Raw genomic sequence first — 14637 nt, forward strand, 5'->3', positions numbered from 1 at the left:
ATAAAGTCATGTCTTTTTTTATGGCTAGCGCTTGTTCGCAAGAACAAAAACTAGGGAAAAAGCCAAAAATGTACCAACCCATATTTGAAATTACGCCAGAAATCGAGCAGCATTTTGATAGCCCGTTACGAGTAAAAGCAGAAGCAACCGTCGAAGCGATCGCCTTAAGCAAATCAATATCATCAGCAACACAGCAACAACAGGTAGAACTCGCCAAAGCATCGGGATGGGGAACGCTCACCGATATCTGGGTAAAAGCCAATCATCTAGGCAACACATGGCAGTATCGATGCCATGAAAAACTGAGCCAACTATTGACCCAAGCCGAAATCCAGGCCGCCAAATCCGCGACGGCAACCGCTTACCAAACTAGTTTTGAAGTAATCCGCGCTATGTGGGATCTCCTCGGTGATATTGGCTTTACAGGTGGAGCGATCGTCGAACCAGCCTGCAACACCATAGCGTTTATGGGATGCCAACCTGCGCTGATGAGAGAGCGATCGCAATGGGTAGGTATAGAACTAGACCCAATCTTTGCCCAAATTGCGAGACTGCTATACCCCGAAGCGCTGATTTACGCTCAAGGATTTGAGACAGTGAGCCTCAGTGACAACAGTTTTGACCTAGCGATCGGCAATGTTCCCTTTGGCAATTACAAACTCTACGATCCGCGCTACGCCCACCTGAACCTAAGCATCCACAATTACTTTCTAGCCAAATGTACTGACCTAGTGAGAGAAAATGGATTGATATGCTTGATTACCAGTTGTTTTACCCTTGATGCCGCCAATACCAGCTTTCGGAAATATCTAGCGAGTAAGTTAGAGCTAGTGACCGCTATTAGATTGCCAGATATAGCTTTTAAGAGATTTGCCAACACGGAAGTGGTTGCGGATATCCTTGTTTTCCGCAAGCTCACGGAAACTGAACTGAGAGCCACGAATCAAGAAAAACTATCAATATCCTGATTGGGTAAAGACAGCACCATCGGGCCAACACACAGTCAATCAGGAGCCAATCATGATTAACCAATGGTTTGTAGAGTCAGCCTAGCGGCTGATCTAGAGAGTAACCACACCAAAGCTAATGAGCGAGTCAATCCTATTAAGGATTGACTCGCTTTTTTAATTGAGAAAAAGCCCATGACTACATCACCATTGAAATTCCGCAATATCCTCGGAGAATTGACAACCGCCAAACTCTATGGAGGAGAACATTTAGGCGTAACTGCCCCAGTAAACTTTGACCTGAGAGCAGAGATTAGCAAGATTGGAAAAGCGCTGAACAAATTCTACGAACCAGTCACAACTCAAACCAAAGTAATTCAGATTCCACCACAGTTACAAAAAGTTCTACCCAACGCTTTCTGCGAACATGAAGGACAAATCTATCGTCGCACCGACTATCAGCTAGAACTAGTTGCAAACCAACAAGAACGCATTCGGGCTGCCATGTCTGTCGCTAAAATTCTAGACCTAGTGCTGAGAATGCAGCAGTACGAAGACGAAAAAGAACTAGCCAAACTGCGCCAGCTTCTCAATCAAAAATATGACGAATTCGCAATTAGATTCGGACATTTCACCAGCAAAGAGAACCTCAGCATTTTCCAAGAAGACCCCAACTACTATCGATTGAGAGCATTAGAGATTGACCGAGGCAAAGGTAAAAGTCCCGCCAAAGCCCCCATCTTCCATCAAAGGACAGTCAGAGCCACCCCCAGATATCGGGCAAATAATGCCAAAGATGCCCTAGCGCAATGCCTAGATGCTAAAAGCTATATCGACCTAGACTGGATCGCCAACCTCATCAACAAAAGTATCAGCACCGTCATCACTGAACTAGAAGGCGATATCTTCTACAACGGCACAATCCCACCAGCCACAGTCCAAGAAACCACTAATTCTGAATGGATTACTAGAGAAGAATTCATCAGTGGCAACGTCGTCAACCGACTCAACAAAATCATCGCATGGCAAGAAAGCGGAGTTCCCAATTGGCTGAACATCGACAAATACCATCAAACCATCAGCAGCAATCAACCCGTCCCCTGTTTACCTGAAACCGCAGACGTAGACATCAAAGTACGCTGTGCCGTCAAACTAGGCATCAACGTCAATGCCATGACCCCAGAAGAACTAAACCTCATCCTACGCAATACCATCCGCGTCAAACTAGGAACAACTTGGCTGCCCGAAGATGTGATCAAAGAATTTAGCGAACAACTACTCAGTTATGCAGGAACCAGCACCGTCAAATTCCATCCTGATCCTGCCAATATTTGGGTAATCAAAGGCGACAGCAAACTCGTGAGTTCACCCCAAAACAAAACCGAATGGGGAACGCCTAGCCACACTGCCCTCGAACTGATAGAACACGCGCTCAACCAAAAAGATCCCAAAGTCTATGAATACATCAAAGACAAGCATGGCAACATTACCGCCATCCTGAATGTAGAAGCCACCTCAGCATCGCGGACAATGCAAGACAAAATCCAAACCGCTTTCAAAGAATGGATCTGGAGTGAAGGCGATCGCGCCGAAAGATTATGTCTGCACTATAACCAATACCACAACCTCTACCGCGATACCATGTATGATGGCTCGCACCTGACCTTCCCTAACATGGCTCCCGACTTCGAGATGCGAAGCCACCAGCGCAACTTCGTGCGTCGAGTCGAACGGCAAAGAGCCGCTTTCGCCGCCCATCGGGTGGGCTATGGTAAAACTGCCACGATGATCGCCGCAGGTATGGAGTTAAAGCGCAAAGGCATGGCACACAAAGTCATGCATGTAACCATGAAATCAATCCTACCAGGATACAGCAAAGAATTTCGACGACTGTACCCCGAAGCCAAGATTCTTGTGCCCAACACCCAAGAATTCGCCAAAGATCGCCGGCGCGTCCTGCTGAGTCAAATCGCTACCCACAACTACGATGCGATTATTCTCACCTACGAACAATTCTTTAACTTGCAAATTAGCGAATCAACCGAACTGATGTTTTTAGAGGAGCAAATGTCGGCGATTAGTTCCATTTGCGAAGCAACCAACAAAGAAGAATCCAGACAAGTATTCCGAAGTCTTGAAGCCATGCGAAAGAAAATCAACCTACGCATTCAAGAAATCGAAACCAGCGATCGCAAAGACCGCGTGATTTACTTCGAGCAGCTAGGCATAGATGCCCTCTTCCTAGACGAAGTACAGCAAATCAAACGACTGCAAATCCTCACCACGCAGCACAATGTTGCAGGCATTCCCACAGGTTACAGCCAACGCGCCCATGACTCATTCATGAAAGTGCGATACCTGCTCATCAACGGCAAAAGAGTCATCTTTGCCACAGGTACACCTCTAAGCAACACCATGGCAGAGATGGATGTATGGATGCGCTATCTGCAACTAGACCTGCTACAACAGCAAGGACTAACCCACTTCGACAGCTTCTGCTCAAGATTCTGCGAAACCAGCACCGCACTAGAAATCAGTCCCACAGGCAAACTCAAATCGAAAACCCGCCTACGGGAATTCGTAAATATGCCCGAACTGATGGCAATGTGGTGTCAAGTGACCGATATCCAGACCGCAGCTCTTGCCGAAGTCAAGACCCCGAAACCTCACTACCATGTGATGTCCTGTAAACCATCGCCAGAGCAGATCACCTATATGGACAAACTTTGCGATCGCGCTGAGGCAGTGGCAAAACGTAAAGTCAAACCCGAAATTGACAACATGCTCAAAATCACAGGCGATGGAGCCAAAGCTTGTATGCACACCAAATTGGTATCGCCTAATGCAAGTGAATGGATTAACAACAAACTGCTAGCCTGTGCATGGAATGTCTGGCAAATCTGGACAATTACCGCGATCGCCAAAGGCACTCAAGCGATATTTTGCGATCGCAACGCACCCAAAAAAGATAGGTGGAATAGCTATTGCTATATCCGCGACACCTTAGTGATGCTAGGCATACCCGCCGACCAGATTGCCTTTATCCACGATTACGACACGGATACTAAGAAGGCAAGACTGTTTGAAGCCATCAACGAAGGCAAAATTAGAATTGTCTTTGGTTCCACATCAAAGTTGGGAACAGGCGTAAACATGCAAAGCAAACTGATCGCCTTGCACCATATCGATTGTCCGTGGCGACCATCGGATCTCGAACAACGCGAAGGCAGAGGAGTCAGACAGGGCAATGAATGGAGTGATGTCTTCATCTTCCGTTATGTCACTGAAGGTAGAAACAACCAAGCTGGATTTGATTCATTCTTGTGGCAAGCGATTGAGAACAAACAACGCATGATTTCGCAGGTGATGTCGGGCGATCGGACGCATCGCACCATCGAAGACATAGATGAAACAGTTCTCAATGCCGCCCAAATGAAAGCGATCGCCTCAGGCGATCCGCTAATCATGGAACGAGCCACCCTCGAAGCCGAATTGCAAGGACTAGGAATGCAATTGCAAGCCTATAACGACAGGCAATTCAGAGACAAATCCAAGATTCAGTACCTAACTGACATGGTAAATACCAACCATCCCACCCAAATTCAGCGCATTCAAGCCGACCTAGCCACAGTAGCCAACGCAAACCTGAAGCAATTCATCAGCGATCGCGGTGTGGTTTTGGATAAAGCCGTACTCATCGATCATCACATTACCGAACAAGTGCAACGGCTCAAAGAAAGCTATCGATTGACCCAAATCCAAATTGGGCAATTTGCAGGGCTGAATGTATTTCTGAGCAGATTTGGCTCAGAGGTGAATGGATATATTGGTATGAGCATCAATTCAGGCTATGAATTTAATGCCGAATGCCAACAACCCTCTAGTTCGTTACTGCATGTGGTGAGAAATGCGATCTCAGCCAAGCTCACCACAGCCCAAGAAAATCTCGAACGAGACAGACAAGAACTACCAATTCTGCAAAATCGAGTCAGTCAACCCTTTGAACAAGCACAGGAATACAAGCAGAAATCAAATCGGTTAGGATTCCTGAAGGAGATGTTTGATGCGATCGCCCATGAATCTCCTGTCGATGTAAGTGACTCAGACAATACTGAAGAGGGAGAAGAACTAGAAGAATCGCGAGAAATCTTCTGGGACAGAAACTCTAGTGCAGCGCGCTTAGAACCACCATCAATAGCGATCGTGGAAGTACTGAAGCAGAGACAGTTTGAGGATTGGGTAGCCGATGAAACTGAGAACTGGCTGGAACAAATCGCGCAGATTGTTAGCAATGTTGAGATTGAAATTCCTGTGAATGGCGATCGGCTTGGGGCAATCCCAGAATCCAAGATATTGGCTGACTTTAGATTAGTTCGAGGAGGCGAACAACTTACAATTCCGCAAAAGAATGTGAACGAGCAAAGAGAACAGCTAACATTGTTTTAAGAATTCTATTCTAAAAGAACAGAATTCCATAAGGAAAGCGCTGTCGCTAAAAGCCTGTGAAGATTTGAGATGCAAAAATGAACCAAGAAAATTGCCAAATGTCACTGTTTAAAAATAGCAAATGTTATGTAATAGTGAGTTTCAAGCGCTCAATCAAAAAGATAGCATCTAGGCTCAAAGACCATTATGCTTGCGAAATTCTCGAATGCAATCGAGATGCAGTATCATTCTTGCCTTCAAAAGCTGGAACAATTCAGCAAATGCTAGCAAGTGGAAAAATACAAGACTGCACTGGAGAAAATCTAAAGATATAAATCAGTGTGATAGAAAATTAGCCTACCCATACTCATGTAGTAGAATAGGTAGGCTAATTTTTTATCACACAGGTTTGTAAGAAGTCCTTAGCAGGAATTTTGTGACGAATATAAGGAGTAGATAAAATAATGGCGTGGAAATACAAAGCGTCTGACCTACCGAGTGGCAGTGAATCAAGGCAAAGCCATGTAGAATTCATTCGCGTGAATCTCGAACTACTGCTAGCCGTAGCGTGGCACGGCTACGAAAGCGAAGGTAGAGGCGCGATTATCATTGATGTCAGCAAATCCAAAGAATCACAAATTGGTATCAGTCCCTATCAAAAATGGCTGAATTCTGAGAGCTATGGCTGCTACCTAAGCCAAGCAACAGCAGAGCGTATCGCCAAAGAATCGGGATATCCAAACCCATTCCAAAAGGATGAGAAGAGACAGATTCGAGACTACAAACCCGAAAACCAAGTAGTAGTCTGCTTTATCCGCACCGATGGAGGCTTTAGCTCCTATGTAATCGCGCATCCATTCCTTACAGCAAAACAAGCCTACGAAGCCAATAAAACCAGACTGAGTGCCGAATTTGGCGTAGATCGACCCGACTAACTCCAACCCCAATATTCAACCCCAAAAGCCTCCCGATGTAAATCAGGAGGCTAATTTGTTATGGAGTCAAATATGACAATCCAAAGATACAAAAGCGTATTGTGTGGACTATTGCTACTAGCGATCGCCATCCATCCAGAACAGCATCACATAGAAGAAAAGCAGCCAAGAATCGTCCATATTCAACGGAAAAGAAGGAAGAGATTGGCGATTAGCCATTAGCTGTTAGCTATTAGCTAGATTCCAGAATTAATGCATAACTTTCCAAAATCTAATCCTTGCCCTCAGCCTCAATCCACAAACGATCAAAAGCCAAAAGCCAAAAGCCAAAAGCCAAAAGCTAACAGCTAACAGCTAATCGCCAAGAGCCAAAAATATGAATACAGCAGCAATGATCGCCACCCAGCAAGCATTGATCGACAAAGGAGCCGAATACTTAGGCGACCTAATCGCATGGTCAATCAGTGCCGAGACCAGACTAAGTGAAGTCACGTTGAAACGAGCCGCAGAGCAAGTAAATCTTGACTTCAGCTACCTCCCCGAAAGCCCCAACAAACTAAGCGCATTCAAAAATGCCCGTACCAAAACTCAGACCCAACTGAGCAACCACAATCTATTAATCCGTCAAATCTCCAATAACGGAGTATTAGTCTATGGATTTGTACTAGAGAACAAGAACGAGAAAGATAAAAAGCTGCGCTATTACCAACTTGCTTCCTATAGCTTTGATAAAAGTAACGAGACCACCAATTGGAATCGAGAAGACTGGAGCCAAGAAAATGAATCACTGATTGACATGGCAAGAAACACCTTCGACAAATGGTACGCATGGAGCCAAGAAATCACCAGCAAAGAAATCCGCGCCATGCTGACCGAATTTGTTAAAAAAGCAGGAGTACCATTTCGAGAACGAGGCGGCACATACTTTGTTGCGCGTAGTTATCGGTTAGAACTAACCGCCTTCCGCGAACTACTACCCCTGATACACCGAGAAAACAACATCCGCTGGATGCCGATCGCAGGCATAGGCGACATGGACATCATCGCAAGGCAATCCTTGGAAAAAGAAGTGCAATCAATGTCCAGTTACCTAGACGAACTGTTAGACCCAGAGAAAGTATCCGAAACCAAAGGTAGCACCCTGAAAAACCAACTCAAGGTATATCGGGAAGTAGAAGACAAGACCAAAATGCTATCCGAGCTATTGCAATTCCGTTCCGACGCACTGACCGATAAACTCGCCAAACTGCGCCAACGATGCTTGAACGTACTGGATGAAATCGCAACCAGCACAACCGAAACCCCAGAAGAACAGCCCCACGAAACAGAACATATCATCTCTGTGCCAGAAGAAACCGTAGAAACAACAGCAGAAGTTACTGAAGACAACCTCTTCGATCTCGGCTTCTAGCGAAGAATCGCGGGAGTAGCCAAAGCGCTACTCCCCATTTAATCATCAAGAAATGAAAGGAACTTAAAAATGCCCACCACCGAAATCGCGCAAACCAATGGACATATCACCGCCTTGACCGTAACCCCAAAATCCACATTAGCCAAACTGCAACAACTGCGAGAAGAATTAAAAAGTGTCTACCTAGACCGCAGCGAAGCGATCGACCTAATCTTAGTAGGGCTGCTTGCCAAAATGCATATCTTTTTAGGAGGCAAACCAGGGACAGGCAAAACTGAACTCGCGAAAGCAGTCTCTGATGCAATCACAGGAACCACCTTCTTTCATTACCTGATGACCAAAACCACCGTCGCCGAAGAAGTATTAGGAGCACCCGACCTCGCCGAATTGCAAAAAGGAAAATTCGTGCGCGACACGGAAGCCATGTTACCCGAAGCCCACCTTGCCCTAATGGACGAAATTGGCAAGGCAAATAGCATTGTCCGCAACTCCGCCTTAGGACTAATGAACGAACGGGAATTCCTCAACGGCAAAACCAAACTGAGATCGCCATTGATTACCATGATTGGCTGTTCCAACGAACTGCTAGATGGTGAAGAAGACGGAGCATTCTGGGATCGGCTAAGCCTGCGGTACATGGTCGATTATCTAGGCGATGAAGACCTGCGAACCCTACTGCTCCGCAAAACCAGCAACATCGCCGCACCCCAGATCACCACCATGCTGAGCCTAGCCGAACTAGAGCAAATGCAAACTGCTGTAAAAGACGTACCTTTCCCCGCTCCCGCGATCGACTCCCTGATCGACCTGCAACGGGAACTGAAGAAAGAGAACTTCATCGTCAGTACCAGAAAATACGTGCAGATTGTTACCATTCTCAAAGCCCAGGCATATTTGCAAGTAGAACCCGAAGTCAGCGAAGACAGTTTCGAGATTCTCAACCATGTAATCTGGAACCATCCAAAAGAGCAAGCGCAGATCAGAAAAATTATCGCCAAAGTGGGCAATCCCGTGAATATCCAAGCCCAAGAAATCCTTGCCGCCATCACCGAAAAGCTATCAGACTTGGGAAACTGTCCCACCTATGGAACCAAGAAACAGCAAGACGAATGGGCAACGGAAGGCTCTGGCGTATTGTCCGATATGCGAAACATGATTGACAGACTGCAAAGCCTGATTGCTCAACACCCGAACGGGGCAAAGAAAGCACAACAAGCGATCGCCGAAATCGAAGCCAAGAAGAAACCATTACTAGCGAAAGTCAGCGAAATCATGTACGGCGCATAGCCCCAACCAAAAGAGAGCAGATTACCTGCTCTCTCAACTTTCTCAACCTAATAGAGAATCAAAATGCAAGAACCATTAGTGTATGTAATCCCAAAATGGACAGAGCTATGTGTAGATGAATTTAAAGAAAAATCATCCAGACTAAGTGAAGTCATTGAAGAAGGCGAAAGCAAAATCTACAACTTTGAAACCTTTGTCAGCGAAACCTATCATCGGCTGTACGATCGCCAACCCAACCGACTCGAAGACAGTGCCATCAAACCCGAAAACAAAATCTGGATCGCCATCCACCAACAGATGAGCGAACTAGAAGTATTTCAGCAATTCAGCAACCGCCTAAACGGAGATGAATTTCTTGCAGGCATCGGTACAACTGCACTGTGTATCGCGATCGTCGAAATGCTGCCCGAACCAACCAAACCACTAGAAGACCCAGAAGTAATCCGCAAACAACTGCGAGGCATCTTTGAGGCTTTGCAAGGGCAAACACCCAGCGCAAGACTGATGCAAAAGATTCAGCAATTAAAGCAACAGGGATTAGAAACCCGATTAGCCTGTGAAGCCTACGCCGACTCCATTAGCAATGCCGAAATCGAAACCGCCATCATCACTGGCATAGCCAAAGCCGAAGCCGAAATGCAAGCGATCGCTGAAAGTATCGCCACTTTTAGCGGAGGCAGCAACTACAGCAACGAAACCCAACTCAAAATTGCCGACAAAATCCAACTCGCCCAACGCCTCCATACATCGCCAAAACTACAAGTAATCGCCGAGTTAGCAGGCAAGAAAATCGCGATCGCCGCCAAGATACAACGCAGCAAAGTCAAAGAAGGACGCACCGAAATCATCGGCGTAACCACAGGCAACGACCTAACCCGCCTACTACCCTGTGAGCTAGTCAAACTCACCGAACCCGCCCTATTCCCCATATTTGCCCAAGGCTATATCGAGCGATCGCTACTACAACGAGAGCTAATCAGCCGCGAACCTCTAGCCAAAGGACCAATCATTATTTGTCTAGATTCCAGTGGGTCAATGCAAGGACAAGCCGAAATCTGGAGCAAAGCGATCGCCCTTGCGCTATTGAGCATCGCTGTGAGCCAAAAGCGCCATTGCCGCATCCTGCACTTCACAGATCTCGTGGAGCGGATCGACGACTTTGTAGGGGAAATTCCCGATACCAATCGCGTAATTGACTGCATCGAAAAGTTCTACAACGGCGGCAGTACCAGCTTCACCGCCGCCCTAACGGGAGCCTTAGCCTCCATCCAACAGCACGAACAAACCAAGAAAGCCGATGTCATCCTCATCACTGACGGACTCGACACCCCATCCACCCAATTTATCGAGCAATGGCAAGCAGATAGGAAAAAGTATGAATTTAGTTGTTATGGACTCCTGATTACCAGTGTCAACCTAAGCAACTACGAAAGCACGATCGGCAAACTATGCGATCGCTATGTAGAAATAGCAGATCTCACCGAGGACAGCGAAGTATCCGACTGTCTATACAGCATCTAGTAGCGATAAAAGGCGGCGCTTCGCGCCGCCTTTTATCTCTTTTCCTCTAGCGAGGCTCGCAAGGAAAAACCAAATTACTTCTCATTATTTTTTACTCAAAAGGAAAATACCTATGACTTATTCATTTCAGCAAGCAACCAAAGAAAACATCAAACTCCGCATGGCTTTATATGGCCCACCAGGCTGTGGCAAAACCTACACCGCCCTACAACTAGCAACTATGCTAGGCAAAAAGATTGGACTAATCGACACCGAATATGGTTCTAGTCGCAAATATGCCAAACTGTTCAACTTTCAAGTACTCGAACTAACCAAATTCGGACCAAGCCAATATTACAACGCCATTGAAAGCGCCGAAGAAGTAGGATTTGACTACCTGATCATCGACTCCCTATCCCACGCATGGTACGCCGAACTAGATTCGGTAGGCAGTGACGTGAGGAACTGGGCAAAAGTCCGCCCTATCGAACGCCAACTATGGGACAAAATCATCAGTTCCAAATGCCATATCATTGCCACGATGCGGTCAAAGATTGAGTACGACTACAGTACAGCCGAAGTAGGCGGCAAGCAGAAAATCACCAGTGTCCGCAAGATAGGCACAGCACCAATTCAAAAAGAAGGCAGCGAATATGAACTAGACATCTGTGGCTTACTCGATGACCAAAACACCCTGACCATCTCCAAGAGTAGATGCCCTGAAATCAGCAATGGCATCTTTCCCAAACCAGGGAAGAAATTTGCCGAAATGATTCAAACATGGCTAAGTGATGAAGCCCCAGTCCCCAACAAGGCTCTTATCCCAATGATCAATGTCCCTATCAATCCCGTCGCCCAGCAGCCACAGGTACAAGAACTAGCTACAGTTGCCAGCAGCAACGGTCATATCCCCCAGAAGGCAAGTACCAATGGTCATCTAGCTACAGTCGTTGAGACTCAGCCAACAATTACCCACACTCAACCCAGTAACAGCAAACCCGATAACCCAGCCAAAGCAGCATTCAAAGCATTATTGGCAATTACCCAACAAAACATCAGCAAAGTGATTGAGGCTAGCATTGACCTGTACGGAGCCGATGAAAGTGGTACAAAACCAAAATTCAACAGTGAAAACATGACCGCCGAGCAAATCAAAGCCGTCTGTGAAGCCCTGATGAAGGAATGGCTAGGACTAAAGGGATACACATCTGAACTAGCCCAGAATCTGATTGAAATATCAACATCTCGGCATCCAGGACAATATGCCGAGATCGCCAAAGACATCGCCAGTCAACTGGAATTCTAGCAAGAAACAATTTAGCTACCAATAAGCAACATAACCGATGATTACCTCACAATCATTGGTTGTGTTGTAGACCTTGCTAAAAACAACCCAAGAAGAATATGTACAACCACATCTCAACCAGAGCCGATGTCAAGGTTGGAGAGCGCTTTGTGGTATGGCACATTGGCGGTGAACCCGAAACCAGCATCCGAGAAGTCACCCAAGTTGGTTTCGGTACAAACGATGCAGCCTTTGCTCTAGAAGGGATAGCAGGTCGTTTCCACTTCGACTATGCAATGGGCAGAATAAGACATGACCTTGAACTCCAGAGCGAAATCTATGTTTTATTCGACTCAATGGAACAACTTAAGCTAGAGCAACGCCGCCGCAAATTGGCGTACCACATTCGCCAAGCCGCAAAAAAACTCTATGGAGCGCCCACCTTGCCCTATAGCACTCGCCAACTTGAAGCGATCGCCAAAGCCTTAGAACTGAAGATCCGCTAATGGCTAAGTTGAGTTCCGAAATTTATTGAAGATACGCTATCGCGTAGAAGTCCATGACCTGATTCCTAAATAGAAGGAAAAACTCATGTGTAATTCAACAAATCTCGTAGTCCTCTCTGGTTATGTCGGTAACGTCTCCGAAGTACGTCAAACTAAAACCAGTGGTAAAGATGTCCTAGACTTCAGCCTTGCCGTGCAGCCCAAGCCTCGCCGAGACAAAGACGGTAATTGGATCGACCAAGAACCGCTTTGGGTAAAAGTAGTCTGTTGGAATGGAACTGCGGAATATGCCGAAGAACGCGCCGAATCTGGGAAGTTTGTCGAAGTTACGGGAGTTCTGACTCATCCCGAAGAATACAAGTCCAAGAAAGACAAGAAGCATCACGCGCGTACTGTGATTCATGCTCAATCTCTAAACTTCATTGATGTCGTGAGAAAGTCTGCTGAAGACGAAGGGTATGAAGAATCGACCGTCTACGACGATGACTTCTAATTGAACGAACAGAGCGATTATTGATAGATATCAGTACTCGCTCTGTTTTGTTTTTTTAGTCGCTATCGCTTAAGGCTCTTGACCAGCTAAGAAAATAGAGAAAGTAACCATGATTTACACTCACAAAGGCTATCAATGTTTGCTATCGACAAGAACCACCCATCGAGGAACCGAATGGGTAGCACAAGCCAAGAAATATTCGCTCAGCATTGAGCAGAAAGTATTCGCCCAATGGCTTGGAACCAAATTGATTACAAGTTTTGACAAAGAACAGACCAAACAGCAGTTTGTTGAGGTTGTAGAATTATTTCTGCAAGAACATGAGGATATCTTCCCACTATATCCTCGCCCAGAACTGCCCGATGCCACTATTGAAGCAATTCTGGACGAACGAGTATACCTGACTGTCAACAATAGTGGTCGTTATCACACCGCCAAGTTTCGGGTATTTACAGAAGAACGTCTGCGCGTATTCCCAGCCCGCATCCCGATTCCAGTTGGCATCAAACCTAACGTGAAACCAACATATAGGCAACTGGCAGCTTAATCGGCATTCTCTACAAAAAGTAAAACCTTCGCAATGAAGGTTTTACTTTTTTGCTACATCTATCTATTCAGTCAAAATATAACCTGTCATTTAAGACGATGATTTAGTAGATATATTCAAACATTGGTATACTTTGGTAGTACTAAGAATAACCAACATAAATAACTACAAGCATAAAGCCCAAATTTCTAAACCTATGTCAGCGTAAATGAGGGGATTGTGAAATGGATAAAGTAAGCAAATACCGCGAGTATATCCAAAAATTATTGACTCAGTACGTGAGTGGAGATATATCCAATGAAGAGGTAGAAGTACAGTTAATCTTTGATGTGGAAAGAGATCATTATCAATGGTTGAATATCGGATGGCAAGAACTAAACCGAGTATATCGATGTGTCATGCATTTTGATATTAAAGACGGCAAGATATGGCTACAACAGAATTTAACCGACCAAAACCCTGCGGAAGAATTGATCGCGATGGGAGTATCAAGACAAGACATCGTATTGGGATTGCAACCACCCTATAAGCGTCCATACACAAACTATGGAGTAGCCTAAAGTGACAGGGTTTTAATTGCTATCGATAGGAAATTAATAGCAATTAAAACCAGATAAATAGACTGAAAATTAAACATGGCTAGCGCCCGTGCTGATGGAGAAAACCATAATTCCATGAGTAAAAAAGCCATGACCAACCCAGTGATCGATCTAGACAAAGACAGACTAAAGCTGTGCATTGAAATATTGCCAGAAGCAGACTCAACCGAGAGAATAGTCATAATATCCATTTGCCGAGAGCAGGGAATGCCATTAATTCGGACTATAAGTTTGAATGAACTAGCACCAATCCCATTACCTTTAGCTGAGGTAATTCAAGCCTATGCCACCAGTGAATTGGCAAATCAAATCCCGATCATTGAAGAAGAAAACCTAGAACCGATCGCCATCACCAAGAGATCATTAGCCCCAAAATCACAGCAGATGGCATTACTATAAGCGAAACAACAATGGGAGCATCTCAATTAGGCACTGAGTATAAATACTTAGGAGAAAAGAGGGATAAAATAGAAATAAATTAACCCGTCCAAGCAAATGACACCAGAAGAAAAAGGAAGACTTGAAGCCTGCACCAGAGAGATAGCGGAAATCCTGTATCGGAATGCAGAAGCAAAAGATGCCGAGCAATTGAAAACGCTAGAAGGCATAGAAATAGCCGTGAGAGAGCAAATGCTGGAAAACATCAGTCCAAAGGTGGGAATTTTTTTGTCGAAAAAAGCAGTGGGACAAAAGCAGGGAAAG

General features: G+C 45.5%; 13 protein-coding genes and 1 pseudogene. All 14 read left to right on the forward strand.

What is annotated here, in order from left to right:
- On the forward strand, positions 1–968 hold a 968-nt coding region (locus PSE7429_RS14635; RefSeq protein ID WP_040688861.1), incomplete at its 5' end, for an Eco57I restriction-modification methylase domain-containing protein.
- A gap of 174 nt (positions 969–1142) precedes the next feature.
- Complete coding sequence (locus PSE7429_RS14640) at positions 1143–5393, forward strand: SNF2-related protein (RefSeq protein WP_009628015.1); 4251 nt, start codon at positions 1143–1145, stop codon at positions 5391–5393.
- Positions 5394–5836: 443 nt separating this feature from the next.
- Entirely contained in the window at positions 5837–6307 is a 471-nt protein-coding gene (locus PSE7429_RS14650; protein ID WP_009628016.1) for a hypothetical protein, read from the forward strand.
- Between the two features lie 72 nt (positions 6308–6379).
- On the forward strand, positions 6380–6529 hold the full coding sequence (locus PSE7429_RS26375; protein ID WP_158467643.1) for a hypothetical protein: 150 nt from the start codon (positions 6380–6382) through the stop codon (positions 6527–6529).
- Positions 6530–6683: 154 nt separating this feature from the next.
- The gene (locus PSE7429_RS14655; RefSeq protein WP_009628018.1) at positions 6684–7718 is read left to right on the forward strand and encodes a DUF6744 family protein; all 1035 of its coding nucleotides are present in this window, start codon (positions 6684–6686) and stop codon (positions 7716–7718) included.
- Positions 7719–7787: 69 nt separating this feature from the next.
- Complete coding sequence (locus PSE7429_RS14660) at positions 7788–9005, forward strand: AAA family ATPase (RefSeq protein ID WP_009628019.1); 1218 nt, start codon at positions 7788–7790, stop codon at positions 9003–9005.
- A gap of 63 nt (positions 9006–9068) precedes the next feature.
- Complete coding sequence (locus PSE7429_RS14665; protein WP_009628020.1) at positions 9069–10526, forward strand: vWA domain-containing protein; 1458 nt, start codon at positions 9069–9071, stop codon at positions 10524–10526.
- A gap of 112 nt (positions 10527–10638) precedes the next feature.
- A complete protein-coding gene (locus tag PSE7429_RS23775; protein WP_009628021.1) occupies positions 10639–11811 on the forward strand; it encodes an ATP-binding protein in 1173 nt (390 codons plus the stop codon).
- Between the two features lie 98 nt (positions 11812–11909).
- Positions 11910–12296 carry a hypothetical protein gene (locus PSE7429_RS14675; protein WP_009628022.1) on the forward strand — a complete coding sequence of 129 codons (387 nt, stop codon included), beginning with the start codon at positions 11910–11912 and terminating at the stop codon, positions 12294–12296.
- Positions 12297–12381: 85 nt separating this feature from the next.
- Positions 12382–12789, forward strand: a complete 408-nt coding sequence (locus PSE7429_RS14680) for a single-stranded DNA-binding protein (RefSeq protein WP_009628023.1) — start codon at positions 12382–12384, stop codon at positions 12787–12789.
- A 109-nt stretch (positions 12790–12898) separates the two neighbouring features.
- On the forward strand, positions 12899–13336 hold the full coding sequence (locus PSE7429_RS14685) for a hypothetical protein (RefSeq protein ID WP_009628024.1): 438 nt from the start codon (positions 12899–12901) through the stop codon (positions 13334–13336).
- A 224-nt stretch (positions 13337–13560) separates the two neighbouring features.
- Positions 13561–13896 carry a XisI protein gene (locus PSE7429_RS14690; RefSeq protein WP_009628025.1) on the forward strand — a complete coding sequence of 112 codons (336 nt, stop codon included), beginning with the start codon at positions 13561–13563 and terminating at the stop codon, positions 13894–13896.
- A gap of 75 nt (positions 13897–13971) precedes the next feature.
- On the forward strand, positions 13972–14334 hold the full coding sequence (locus tag PSE7429_RS14695; RefSeq protein ID WP_009628026.1) for a hypothetical protein: 363 nt from the start codon (positions 13972–13974) through the stop codon (positions 14332–14334).
- Positions 14335–14430: 96 nt separating this feature from the next.
- Positions 14431–14637, forward strand: a pseudogene (locus PSE7429_RS14700) (ISKra4 family transposase); the annotation flags it as partial.

The organism is Pseudanabaena biceps PCC 7429 (genome assembly GCF_000332215.1).
Classification (GTDB): Bacteria; Cyanobacteriota; Cyanobacteriia; order Pseudanabaenales; family Pseudanabaenaceae; genus Pseudanabaena; species Pseudanabaena biceps.

Coding starts and splice junctions, on each gene's coding strand:
- PSE7429_RS14640 (WP_009628015.1), top strand. CDS start 1,143: ATGACTACATCACCATTGAAATTCCGCAATATCCTCGGAGAATTGACA.
- PSE7429_RS14650 (WP_009628016.1), top strand. CDS start 5,837: ATGGCGTGGAAATACAAAGCGTCTGACCTACCGAGTGGCAGTGAATCA.
- PSE7429_RS26375 (WP_158467643.1), top strand. CDS start 6,380: ATGACAATCCAAAGATACAAAAGCGTATTGTGTGGACTATTGCTACTA.
- PSE7429_RS14655 (WP_009628018.1), top strand. CDS start 6,684: ATGAATACAGCAGCAATGATCGCCACCCAGCAAGCATTGATCGACAAA.
- PSE7429_RS14660 (WP_009628019.1), top strand. CDS start 7,788: ATGCCCACCACCGAAATCGCGCAAACCAATGGACATATCACCGCCTTG.
- PSE7429_RS14665 (WP_009628020.1), top strand. CDS start 9,069: ATGCAAGAACCATTAGTGTATGTAATCCCAAAATGGACAGAGCTATGT.
- PSE7429_RS23775 (WP_009628021.1), top strand. CDS start 10,639: ATGACTTATTCATTTCAGCAAGCAACCAAAGAAAACATCAAACTCCGC.
- PSE7429_RS14675 (WP_009628022.1), top strand. CDS start 11,910: ATGTACAACCACATCTCAACCAGAGCCGATGTCAAGGTTGGAGAGCGC.
- PSE7429_RS14680 (WP_009628023.1), top strand. CDS start 12,382: ATGTGTAATTCAACAAATCTCGTAGTCCTCTCTGGTTATGTCGGTAAC.
- PSE7429_RS14685 (WP_009628024.1), top strand. CDS start 12,899: ATGATTTACACTCACAAAGGCTATCAATGTTTGCTATCGACAAGAACC.
- PSE7429_RS14690 (WP_009628025.1), top strand. CDS start 13,561: ATGGATAAAGTAAGCAAATACCGCGAGTATATCCAAAAATTATTGACT.
- PSE7429_RS14695 (WP_009628026.1), top strand. CDS start 13,972: ATGGCTAGCGCCCGTGCTGATGGAGAAAACCATAATTCCATGAGTAAA.